Source organism: Flavobacterium celericrescens, assembly GCF_011392075.1.
In the GTDB taxonomy this organism is placed as follows: domain Bacteria; phylum Bacteroidota; class Bacteroidia; order Flavobacteriales; family Flavobacteriaceae; genus Flavobacterium; species Flavobacterium celericrescens.
On the sequence record NZ_JAAJBV010000010.1, the window covers coordinates 1 to 12,462 of the forward strand.

Consider the following 12,462-nt stretch of genomic DNA (forward strand, 5'->3'; position numbering starts at 1 on the left):
CAATGATGTTTCCTGAATTTACTGCTGCATTGTCTATTTGACGCAATGCTGCATTGTTATTAATGGTTAAGCTTCCGCCTGTGTTTACAGTAACGCTTCCACCTACTATTAAAGTATGACCCGCATTTAAAACTACATTGGCACCACTATTAACCGTTACCGAACAAGCTTCTAAATCTCCAGTAGAGGTGTAGTTACCCGCAAACGTTACTGCAACATTACGCAATGGAGCGCCATTACTCCACGAAGAACCATTCCATGTGGTAGCGATATCTCCACACGCAATTATATTTATAGAAACAACTTCATTAGGAAGCCATCCATTATTGTTGTTTTTAATATTTACTTTGAATGAAGTTGATGTAGCAGAGCTTTCTGTGTTGATATAATTTAATAAACCTGTATTAATATCATTTTGTGTAAAAGTACTGCCAACGGTTAGATTTGTTGAGTTTAATCTTAAATTTCCAATAGTTGGAGGTGAAATTAATGTGTATACCTGTTGACTTGCAGTCTGAGCTGAAGTGGTGGCTTCAAGATCTGTGTTTGAAATGGTATATGTTGAATTTGTTAATGTTGTGATTCCATTTTTCACTAGTGAAGGTGGATTTGCAACAGCACTTAAACTACATAAATTTAATGTCCAATTATCAATAGTTCCATCATCACCTGCATATGGATCATTCACATATAGTAACCAATTTCCATTTGAATTTAGATTTTGAAAAGTACTCATAGGTTCAAAAGGCAAACGATTTCCAGTTAGTGCAGGAACTGAAGCTGTACAAGCAACTGTGCTTCCGGAATCAATAAATGTCGCATCTATATTGTCATTATCTCCACAAGCTTCTTGAGCAACAATGGTATATGTTCCGTTTGGAGCTTCTAGATAAATGGTTAAATCTTGTATGTAAGTGTGTTGTAAAAGTAAATTAATGTTTGCATCACCAATCGCAAAACTATTAGGAACATTTATTGTTGAAACGCTCCATCCATTACCCATTGCCAATGCTCCTGAATTGTCTGTAGCGTTTGAAATTGTAACATTTGTTCCATTTGAATAAGTATAACCACAACCAATAGTCCCAGTTTGGAATGATTTTATTGCTGACGAATTTCCTGTTGCACATCTATTTGCAGGTATAACTCTCCAATAGTAAATAGTTTCTGAAGATAAACCAGTGACAAGAACAGATGTCTGGGTTTCGGTGGTGTTTCTAACAAATGTACCAAATGTTGGACTAGTAGAAATTTGTAAATTATAATTTTCTGCATTAATATTTGGATTCCAAGTCAAGGTAGGAGAGGTAGAAACGCCCGTGCTACCATCAGCGGGAAGGGTTGTTGTCTGTGGATAGGCTGTAAAACTTGGATGATATATTGTTAAAGTTATTTTTTTGATTTCAGTTTCTGTTCCATTATTTCCTACAATATCTATTTCATAAGTTCCTGCAGCAACTGAGGCTAAATTATTTACAGTAACAGTAAATGCGCCAGAAGCACTCATTGAGTTTGGTGATATCGCTACATTCGCACCTGACGGTACATTTTGAGCTGTTAAATTTACATTTGCACCGCCAGTTTTTGATAAATCAAAATTATAAACTACATTACCAACATTTGAACAAACAGTTTTTGTATCAGCTGTTGATTTAAAAGTAAAGTTTGAAGTTATACCTGTTACTACTAAAGCAAATCTTTGTGGGCCATTAGAGAGTGTTCCTTTATGAGTAATGTTAATTGTGTATATAGCTCCAGCAGTAGGTGCGTCAATATTAATTCTTTCAACATTGTCAACATTGTTATCTCCAGTTCTAATTGCATTTGCAGTAGCGCTAGATTGTAATGCCCACGGATAAAATGTACTAGCTCCTTGAGTGATTCTAATGTCTAAATCATTTGTTATATCAGGAATAGATTCATTAAGTGTTCCGCTATTAATTTTACTTGCATCGGGAACGTCTGTCCATGTTATCGAACCTAAAAGAGGGGTAGTTCCGCCTGTAGCAACGACTTGCATTGTAAATGTTTGTCCTTGAGATAATGTTTCTTCAGAAATCCATGAAGTTAATCCATTATTTGTAATGGCTTCTGCACAACTTTTAGCATCTAGGTATCCCCAACCATACTGAGCATCTGGCCCTGGTCTACCTCTATCAGTTGCTGTATGAGTAGCTAAACCTTTTAATGTTGCTGCTCTCATGAATTTTCCGTTTACATTATTATAATGTTGTTGTATTAATGTCAATGTACCAGTAACATTAGGAGCTGCCATTGATGTACCTAACATTGTTGTATATTGTGTAGCTGTACCTCCAGTTCCTGAACCATTTCCAGTTGAATAAATTCCAGATCCAGTGCCAGCTCCATCTCCAGTAATGTCCGGTTTTATTCTTCTGTCGTCTGATGGCCCTTGGCTAGACGAGCTATGAATGGTTCCGCCTAGAGTAATTGCTCCAGTTGTAGTGTTAATTGTTGCATCTTGAGCATTTGCTACAGTTAGTATATTTTTTGCATTTTTATTTCCGTTTAATTTGTCATATCCCGTTGTTGTTGGACTTGGATTTGCAGTACTTCCATCATTTCCAGCAGACATTACTGGTAAATAATATGGGAAATTATATGTTATAACATCCCAATTATAGGCTTCGGCGGAATAAGCACCAATATACCATGGAGTACTTGATACACTTGAAACAGGTACGCCATAAGAATGATTTGAAAGCAACATTCCGTTCATTGCTTCCATAATGGCTTCAGATTCATCGTTGTCCCAATCAAAAGTTCTGGCAGTAGCGGTAGGAGCCATTCCTTTTGAAGCTGCTACAACTCCTGAGGCTAAAACTGTTCCTGTGACATGAATGGCATGGAAACTATTCGTGTTTCTTACAGTAACTCCATCTCCAAATGTTGTTCTTCCATTATATTCTTGATGAGTTGCCAAGATTGCTCCTCCATCCCATATTCTAGGAACCATTCCTGTTCCTGTGAGGTTAAGACCCAATCCACCACCGCTTCTTAAAAAATTCACTCTGGTTGATGTTGCAGCTTCAACATTATCAATTGAGTAATAAATTGGAATTCCGTCAGAATTGATATACATTAATTGATCAAAACCACCCTTTGTATTTTCTCTGAAAATAGGTAAATTGTGTTTTTTTGAAAAAAGCAGTGCTTCTTTTTTTTGTGCTTCTTCTCTTTTTTTAACTTGTAGGTAAAGTTCTTCGCCTTTTTTTAGATCATATTCAGCAGTTATTTGAGCAACTTGTTCTTTTGTTTGGCTAAAAGAAATACAAGAAAGTGTTAAGAATACTGCTAAAAATCGAAATTTGGTTAAGTTTTTGTAGTTATTAGTCATAAAATTGGGGGATTTATAACGGCTAATGTAATAAAAATAAATTAAGTAAAAAATTTGTTATTTGTTTGATAGTTAAAATTGAATATTTATATTTGCACTCCAATTGTCGCGGGTATGGTGAAATTGGTAGACACGCCAGACTTAGGATCTGGTGCCGCAAGGTGTGAAGGTTCGAGTCCTTTTACCCGCACATATAAAAAAACCCTTAACTGTTTAAAGTTAAGGGTTTTTTATTGCGCTTAATTTTTTATAAACTTATGTTTTTTTGTTACATTCAACACAACTCTTATTTTTTTGTTTTCTTTTTTGTTTATACATTTGAATTCACGCAAAAAATATGAAAAAACTACTTTTTTTTCTTTTTTTATCCACATTTTCGTTTGCTCAAAATGTCGATAGAAAATATATAGATTTATCGCAAACTGAAGATGGAATTTCTATTGCTGTTTCTGATGGGAATTATTTCATAAAATTTATTAATGAAAAAATAATTGAAACAATATTTGTTCCAAAAGGTGAAAAAAATAACGCTATTTCTAATGCGGTAATTTTAAGTACTAAGATTAAAAACCTAACTTTTTATTCAGAATCCAATTCAATAGATTGTTATCCGAGTTTTGGCACATTTAAAATTAGGATACAAAAATCACCTTTTAAAATAAGCTATATTAATAATGGTGTTGAAATTCTTTCCGAAAAAGATGGTTATGTCAAGCAAAAGCATATTCCGTTAGAATCTGTTCGAGAAAACATAAAAGTTGATTCTATAGAAATGCTCCGATTTAATATTTCTACAGACGAGGTACTTTATGGCGGCGGGGCTAGGGCATTAGGTATGAATAGAAGAGGGAATAAATTAGCGCTATACAACAGAGCACATTATGGTTACGAAACGCATGCTGAACTTATGAATTTCTGTATTCCTTTAGTGTTGTCTTCTAAATTATACGCTGTACATTTCGATAATTCAGCAATTGGTTATTTGGATTTGGATAGCAAAAAAAATAATACGTTGTCTTATGAAACCATTTCTGGAAGAAAAACATATCAAGTGATTGTTGGTGATTCTTGGGCTGATTTATTGAAAAACTATACAGATTTAACTGGTAAACAACCTCTTCCGCCACGATGGGCATTTGGAAATTTCGCTTCTCGATTTGGTTACCACTCTCAGCAAGAAGTAGAAAATACGATTCAAAAATTTGAAGACGAAAAAATTCCTGTAGATGCAATAATTTTAGATTTGTATTGGTTTGGAAAAACGATACAAGGTACAATGGGTAATTTGGATTGGGATAAAGATAATTTTCCAAATCCTGAAAGAATGATGACTAATTTAAATGCTAAAGGAGTAAAAACGATTTTAATTACGGAGCCATTCATATTAACGACTTCATCAAAATGGCAAGAAACTGTTGATAAAAATGTGTTAGCAACTACTAAAAATGGAATTCCTGCGACTTGGAATTTCTATTTTGGGAATACAGGGATCATTGATATTTTTAAATCCGAAGGAAAAGTATGGTTTTGGGATGTATATAAACGCCTAATAAATCAAGGGATACAAGGAATTTGGGGCGATTTAGGTGAGCCTGAAGTTTTTCCATCAGAGGTTATAACTGCTGGAGGAAATGCTGATGAAATACATAATATTTATGGAAACAATTGGGCAAAATTAATTGCTGAAGGGTATCAAAAAGATTTTCCAAATATTCGACCATTCATTTTAATGCGTTCTGGTTATTCAGGTTCTCAGCGTTATGGAATGATTCCTTGGAGCGGAGATGTAAATAGAAGTTGGGGAGGTTTGCAAAGTCAAATGGAAATAGCTTTGCAAATGGGCATGCAGGGAATGAGTTATATGCACAGTGATTTAGGTGGGTTTGCAGGCGCTAACTTAGATGATGAGCTATATGTGCGTTGGTTGCAATATGGTGTTTTTAACCCTATTTTCCGACCTCATGCTCAGGAAGAAGTGGCTTCAGAACCAATTTACAGAAGCGATTGGGCAAAAAAACTTGCAAAACAAGCTATAGAATTACGTTATCAATTATTACCTTATAATTACAATTTGGCATTCGAAAACTCGCAAACTGGAAAACCTTTGATGCGACCTTTGTTTTTTGAAGAACCAAATAATAAAGAGTTACTATTAAAATCAGATGGCTATTTATGGGGAAATGATTTTTTAATATATCCAGTTACAGAAAAAGGACAAAAAACAAAAGAAATCTACTTTCCAAAATCAGCGAACTGGTATGACTTTTATACGGGTAAAAAATATGAAGGAGGTTCAACACAAATTGTAGATTTAAAAGAAAATGAAATCCCAACTTTTGTTAGAGGTGGAAGTTTTATACCGATGAGTAAATTAATGCAAAACACTCAAAATTATAGCCTAAATAATTTTGATGTCCATTTTTATTTTGATGAATTTAATGAAAAAACAAAATTAAATCTATATAATGATGATGGTGTTACCCCAAATTGTTTTGAAAATTCAAAATATGAAAAATTTGATTTTAAAAGTAAATATAAAAATCAAATTTTAAACCTAAAAATAGAATACGATCGAGCATTTTTAAATACAGAAAGTAAAAAAGTAAATGTAATAATTCATGGTTTTGATAAAAAACCATCAAGTATTATTTTGAACCAAAAAAGAATAAAAAAATCCAAATACAAATTTGAAAATAATCTAATAATAATTTCTTTGGACTGTGAATTAGATTTAACACATGAAATTGAAATTAAACGTTAATATGAAAAATTCAATTCTTACAATTGCACTTGTTTCTTTATTAATTTCGAGTTGTTCATCAACAAAAGAGATAAAGAATACACCAACTAAAACACCTTTCGTATGGGAGGGAGCCAATGTTTATTTTTTAATGACGGATAGATTTTTAAATGGAAATCCAAATAATGATAACATCATCAAAAGAGATAAACCAACAGCTAAATTACGCGGCTTTGAAGGTGGAGATATTCGTGGTGTGATTCAAAAATTAGAAGAGGGCTATTTTTCTGATTTAGGAATTAATGTAATTTGGATGACACCTGTTGTGGAACAAATTCATGGCTCTGTAGATGAAGGAACAGGCAATACATATGGTTTTCATGGTTATTGGACAAAAGATTGGACTGCACTTGATCCAAGTTTTGGTACTAGAGAAGACTTGAAAGAATTGGTTGATAAAGCACATGCTAAAGGGATTAGAATTATGCTTGATGCCGTAATTAATCATACTGGTCATGCAACAGAAATTGATGATAAATATCCTGATAGTTGGGTGCGTTCAACGCCTAATTGCAAATATAATTCATATGATTCTAATATAAATTGCACCTTGGTCACAGGGCTTTTTGATGTAAAAACCGAAAGTAAAGAAAATGTAGAATTGCCACCTTTTTTAGTTGAAAAATGGAAAAAAGAAGGGCGTTATGAACAAGAAATAGCAGAATTAGACGCTTTTTTCAAAAAAACTGGTTATCCAAGAGCACCTAGATATTATATCATGAAGTGGTTGTCGGATTATATTTTAGACTTTGGTATAGATGCTTATAGGGTCGATACCGTAAAGCATACTACAGAAGATGTTTGGGCAGATTTTGGAAAAGTTTGCGAAATGACTTTTGCTGAATTTAAAGCTAAAAATCCTACAAAGGTATTAGATAATAGCGCGTTTTTTACTGTTGGGGAAGTTTATGGGTACAATATTGGTAGCAAACGATTATATGATTATGGCGATAGAAAAGTTGATTATTATGCCAATGGTTTTACAGGATTAATCAATTTTGATTTTAGAAACGAAGCAAAAATGAATTATGAAGAATTATTTTCAAAATATTCAAATATTCTTCAAAATGACTTAAAAGGAAATACGGTAATGAATTATGTGTCTTCGCATGATGATGGCTGGCCTTTTGATAAAAAAAGAGAAAAAACTTTTGAAAGCGGCACAAAACTATTACTTGCTCCTGGAATTTCACAAATTTATTATGGAGATGAAACCGCTCGATCATTAGATATTGAAGGAACCACAGGTGATGCAACACTTCGTTCAATGATGAATTGGGATGATATTGTAGGTAAAGAATCAACAAAAGAATTACTTGTACATTATCAGAAGTTGGGCGTTTTTAGAAAAAATCATCCTGCAATTGGAGCTGGTGTGCACCAAAAAATATCAAGTAATTATTATTTGTTTACCAGAACATTTTCTTCAGAAAACTATACAGATAAAGTTGTAGTGGGCTTAGATTTTCCCATCGGTAACAAAGAAATTAATGTTGCAAATTATTTTCCAGAGGGCACTAGTGTAAGAGATGCTTATTCAGGACAATTAGCCAAAGTGGAAAATGGAAAAATTACAATCAACACAAATTATACTATATTATTAATCGAAATTTTATAAACTATGAAAAAGATATTTTTATCAGTTATGATGCTTTCAGCTTTAATTAGTTGTAAGCAAGAACCTAAACAAGAAGATACAACAGCAGAAATTGCAGCATTTTCTCCTGAAGTAGAAGAAAACGGAGTAATATATGAAGCAAATATTCGTCAATATTCGCCAGAAGGTACTTTTAATGAATTCACTAAAGATATTCCAAAATTAAAAGAATTAGGAGTAAAAGTTATTTGGTTAATGCCAGTATTTCCAATTTCTGAGACAAAAAGAAAAGCAACCGGAGGAGCGGATAGCAAATTTGCATCAGAAATGCCAAAAGAAGAACAAGCCAAATATCTAGGAAGCTATTATGCTGTAACTGATTTTAAAGCGATTAATCCAGAGTTTGGTACTATTGAAGATTTTAGAAAATTAGTAAAAACTGCACACGAAAATGGAATTTATGTAATTTTAGATTGGGTACCAAATCATACGGGTTGGGATCATGTTTGGTTAAAAGAGCATCCAGAATTTTACACTAAAAATGAAAAAGGCGAAATTACACATCCAAAAGACACTGACTGGACTGATGTTGCAGATTTAAATTATGACAACAAAGAACTTCATAAAGTAATGACGGCAGATATGATGCATTGGATTAAAAATGAAGGAGTTGATGGATTCCGTTGCGATGTAGCTGGTTCGGTGCCAGTAGAATTTTGGCAAAAAGCAATTCCAGAATTACGTAAAGAAAAAAATATTTTTATGTTAGCAGAAGCTTGGGAACCAGCATTGCTTAAAGATAATTTATTTGATATGGTTTATGGATGGGATGCCCATCATACATTCAATAAAATTGCGCAAGGGAAAGAAACTGTTGCTGCATGGGATGCTTACATTGAAAAGCGTATGAAAGACTATGAAGCAAATGATATTTTGATGAATTTTGTGGATAATCATGACGAAAATTCTTGGAATGGAACGATTAAAGGCAGGTTGGGAGCAGCAGAAGAAGCAATGACAGCGTTGTCATATGTAATGCCAGGGATGCCATTAATTTACAGTGGAAACGAATATGGATTAGACCATAGTTTGAAATTCTTTGAAAAAGATTCAATTCCAAAAACAAAAGGTGCGGAATGGGAATTAAGAGCTAAATTAGGAAAATTAAAAGCAGAGAATATAGCTCTAAACGGTGGGAAAAACAAAGCAACTTATAAGAGAATTAAAGCCTCTAATGAAAATGTCTTAGTATTTGAAAGAGAAAAAAACGGTAAAAAAGTAATTTATATAGCAAACTTTTCTGCAAAACCAGTTGATGTATCTGTACCATTAAAAGGTCAGTTTAAAGATTATATGACAGGTAAAACAATTGAATTTAATGAAAAACAAATTCATTCATTAACACCTTGGCAATATTATATTTTGACAGAATAGTCTAATAAAAAATCAAATTTTAAAGTCCTGTTGTTTTCGGCAGGACTTTTTATTTAAAAATTATAACCGATATTTGTAAAAAAACAAAATCTTTGAATTCAAAATACGACATCATCATAATAGGCGGAGGAGCAGCCGGATTTTTCACAGCAATCAATATTGTGGAAAAAAATGTTAATTTAAAAGTAGCTATTCTTGAAAGAGGGAAAAATGTTTTAGAAAAAGTACGAATTTCTGGAGGTGGTCGTTGCAATGTTACTCATGCTTGTTTTGTCCCAAATGATTTAGTAAAGTTCTACCCTAGAGGAGAACGTGAATTAAAAGGCCCTTTTCATCAGTTTTGTTCTGGCGATACTATTGAATGGTTTGAAAAGCACGATGTAGCGCTTAAAATTGAAGAAGATGGCAGAATGTTTCCTGTTTCAAATTCATCAGAAACTATTATTGATTGTTTTTTAGAGACAACTAAAAAATTAAAAATTGATATTTTAACAAACCATAGCGTTCAAGAACTCTATCAAGCGGAAACACATTGGAAAGTAACTACAGTACAAGAAGTTTTTACTTGTCATAAAATAGTAATGGCGTCTGGAAGCAATCCTAAAATGTGGGAAATGCTACAAAACCTGGGACATACAATTGTAGCGCCTGTTCCGTCTTTATTTACTTTTAATATTAAAGATCCACGAATTAAAGATTTGATGGGACTCTCAGCTTTTGCGACTGTAAAAGTTAAAAAATCTAAATTACAAGCTTCGGGTCCATTATTAATAACGCATTGGGGTGTGAGTGGGCCTGGAATTTTGAGACTTTCGGCTTGGGGAGCAAGAGAATTAGCTGAAAAAAAATACCAGTTTGCTATTCAAGTCAATTGGCTAAATGAAACAACTTTTGAAGAAGCAATGGATTTGTTAAAAGAAATTAAAGAACAAAATACCAAAAAACTTATTGCAAAATATGCGCATTTTGAATTACCCAAAAGGTTATGGGAAAATCTTGTAAAAGCGGCAGGAATTGAAGAAGAAACAAAATGGGCAGATGTAAGCAAAAAACAATTACATGCTTTTGTTGAACAACTTACAAATGCCGAATTTCAAGTTAACGGTAAAAGTACATTTAAAGAAGAATTTGTAACCGCTGGTGGAATCGACTTAAAAGAAGTCAATTTTAAAACCATGGAAAGTAAAATTCTGCCAAACGTTTATTTTGCAGGCGAAATACTAAACATCGATGCCATCACAGGAGGTTTTAATTTTCAAAACGCCTGGACAGGAGGATTTATAGTTGCGAATTCTATAACAAATTAATAAGAAGAATCATCAGGTGCACTTCCAGTAGGGAGTGATGATTTACTTAAATCTGTTTCTTTTTTGGTGGTTAAAAACGTAAATTCAGTTACTTGAATTTCTGTTGTGTATTTAGTTGCGCCATCTTCTGCTTGCCATTGACGCGATTTGATTCTTCCTTCTATATAAATTTTATCTCCTTTAGAAAGATATTTTTCACAAATTTCAGCTGCTTTATTACGAACTACAATATTGTGCCATTCTGTAGAAGTAATTTTTTCACCTGTTGTTTTATTAATATACACTTCGTTAGTGGCTAAAGGAAATCTTCCTATACAATTACCTCCTTCAAAGTAATGCATTTTAATTTCATCTCCTAGATGTCCTATTAAAATGACTTTATTTAATGTTCCGTTCATGGCTTGTATATTTTTTTGGGTTATTCAAAAGTAGTAATTTATAATGAATTAAAACAATTTGAGTTCATAAAATTATGAATTACAATTGGGAATGGTAATTTTTCTATTTCGGCAAATGTTTTAGAATCTGGTAATTTCTCATTAAAATTTAATTGAAAAAACCGAATATGTAAATTTTGATGCGATAATTTATGAAGAATAATTTTCTGATTTAAAATGAAAATCTCATTAGGTTTTTTATTAAAAAAATCCACAAAAGCAAGCTGATTCATAAAATCATGTTCTGAAACTAAATCTTCCGTTTCTATCATTGGAAATTCATACAGATTCTCCCAAATTCCTTTACCTTCACGTTTTTGAACAATATAATTGGAATCAATATCTTTTAAAATCAAATAATTCAAATAGCGATTGGTTACTTTTGTTTTTTTAGTTTTTACAGGTAATTCTAAAACTTTTTTATGTTGAAGTGCAGCACAACTCGAATTTAAAATACAAGAATTACAATTTGGATTCTTTGGAACACATTGCATTGCGCCAAATTCCATGATTGCTTGATTAAAAAGAGCTGGTTTGTCTGTAGGTAAGACTTCTTGCGCTATATTTTGAAACTCTTTTTTAGTTTTTCCTTCAGAAATATCGCTATCAATATTAAAATAACGACTCAAGACTCTAAAAACATTTCCATCTACCACAGCAACGGGTTCATTGTAGGAAAAAGAAGCAATCGCCGCAGCTGTATATTCACCAACACCTTTTAATTTTAATAAATTTTCATAATTTTCAGGAAAAACACCATTTAATTCAGTAGCAATAAATTTTGCAGTTGCATGCAAATTTCTTGCTCTGGAGTAATAGCCTAAACCTTGCCATAATTTTAAAACTTGTTCTTCCTCAGCATTTGCTAAATCAAAAATGGTAGGAAAAGCTTCTGTAAAAGCATTAAAATAAGGTAGTCCTTGAGCAACGCGCGTTTGTTGTAACATGATTTCTGACAACCAAATTATGTAAGGATTAGTGGTATTGCGCCATGGTAAATCGCGCTTATTTTGTAAATACCATTTAATTAAAGAGTTAGAAAATTGCATATTTTTATATTGGTCAACAAAAATAAATCTTTAGTAATTAAAATTTAATCAATTATGGTTGATTTATTATTTTTTTAATTCTTATATTTGCAAACTCAAAAAAATACACAATATAAATACGAAAGAAAATGACGAAAGCAGATATCGTAGCGAAAATTTCAGAAAAATTAGGACTTGAAAAAGGAGATGTTCAAGCAACTGTTGAAACTTTTATGGAAGAAGTAAAAAATTCATTAGAAACTGGTGATAATGTTTACTTAAGAGGTTTTGGAAGTTTTATCATTAAAACAAGAGCAGAGAAAACAGGAAGAAACATTTCTAAAAACACTACAATTAAAATCCCTGCACACAACATTCCAGCATTTAAACCTGCTAAAGTGTTTGTTGAAAGCGTTAAAGAAAAAACAGAAGTTACAGTATAAAAATAAATTATTAATCTAAACACCAACATGTTATGCCAAGTGGTAAAAAAAGAAAAAG

Annotated in this window: 8 protein-coding genes and 1 tRNA gene; 6 read left to right on the top strand and 3 right to left on the bottom strand. The window is 32.5% G+C overall.

Features of this window, described 5'->3' with window-relative positions:
* Nucleotides 1-3,358 (bottom strand): S8 family serine peptidase (locus tag G4L40_RS11545; protein ID WP_166237355.1); only part of this gene is annotated, 3,358 nt, incomplete at its 3' end.
* Between the two features lie 108 nt (nt 3,359-3,466).
* Here G4L40_RS11545 and G4L40_RS11550 point away from each other — a divergent pair.
* The 5 genes from G4L40_RS11550 to G4L40_RS11570 all read left to right on the top strand — a co-directional run bounded on the left by G4L40_RS11550 (nt 3,467) and on the right by G4L40_RS11570 (nt 10,496).
* Nucleotides 3,467-3,548 (top strand) — tRNA-Leu (locus G4L40_RS11550).
* 147 nt (nt 3,549-3,695) lie between these two features.
* Nucleotides 3,696-6,119: a TIM-barrel domain-containing protein gene (locus G4L40_RS11555; protein WP_166237356.1), complete on the top strand. Its 2,424-nt coding sequence runs from the start codon at nt 3,696-3,698 to the stop codon at nt 6,117-6,119.
* A 1-nt stretch (nt 6,120) separates the two neighbouring features.
* A complete protein-coding gene (locus tag G4L40_RS11560; RefSeq protein WP_166237357.1) occupies nt 6,121-7,776 on the top strand; it encodes an alpha-amylase family glycosyl hydrolase in 1,656 nt (551 codons plus the stop codon).
* Nucleotides 7,777-7,779: 3 nt separating this feature from the next.
* Complete coding sequence (locus G4L40_RS11565; RefSeq protein ID WP_166237358.1) at nt 7,780-9,189, top strand: alpha-amylase family glycosyl hydrolase; 1,410 nt, start codon at nt 7,780-7,782, stop codon at nt 9,187-9,189.
* A 92-nt stretch (nt 9,190-9,281) separates the two neighbouring features.
* Entirely contained in the window at nt 9,282-10,496 is a 1,215-nt protein-coding gene (locus G4L40_RS11570; protein WP_166237359.1) for a BaiN/RdsA family NAD(P)/FAD-dependent oxidoreductase, read from the top strand.
* Here G4L40_RS11570 and G4L40_RS11575 read toward each other — a convergent pair.
* Both G4L40_RS11575 and mutY read right to left on the bottom strand, forming a co-directional pair.
* The gene (locus tag G4L40_RS11575) at nt 10,493-10,894 is read right to left on the bottom strand and encodes a single-stranded DNA-binding protein (protein ID WP_166237360.1); all 402 of its coding nucleotides are present in this window, start codon (nt 10,892-10,894) and stop codon (nt 10,493-10,495) included. The two genes, G4L40_RS11570 and G4L40_RS11575, sit on opposite strands and share 4 nt — an antisense overlap.
* Before the next feature lie 38 nt (nt 10,895-10,932).
* Nucleotides 10,933-11,982, bottom strand: a complete 1,050-nt coding sequence (gene mutY, locus G4L40_RS11580) for an A/G-specific adenine glycosylase (protein WP_166237361.1) — start codon at nt 11,980-11,982, stop codon at nt 10,933-10,935.
* A 128-nt stretch (nt 11,983-12,110) separates the two neighbouring features.
* On the opposite strand from mutY, the gene G4L40_RS11585 reads away from it, so the two are divergent.
* Complete coding sequence (locus tag G4L40_RS11585; protein ID WP_008254909.1) at nt 12,111-12,404, top strand: HU family DNA-binding protein; 294 nt, start codon at nt 12,111-12,113, stop codon at nt 12,402-12,404.
* Nucleotides 12,405-12,462: the final 58 nt, after the last annotated feature.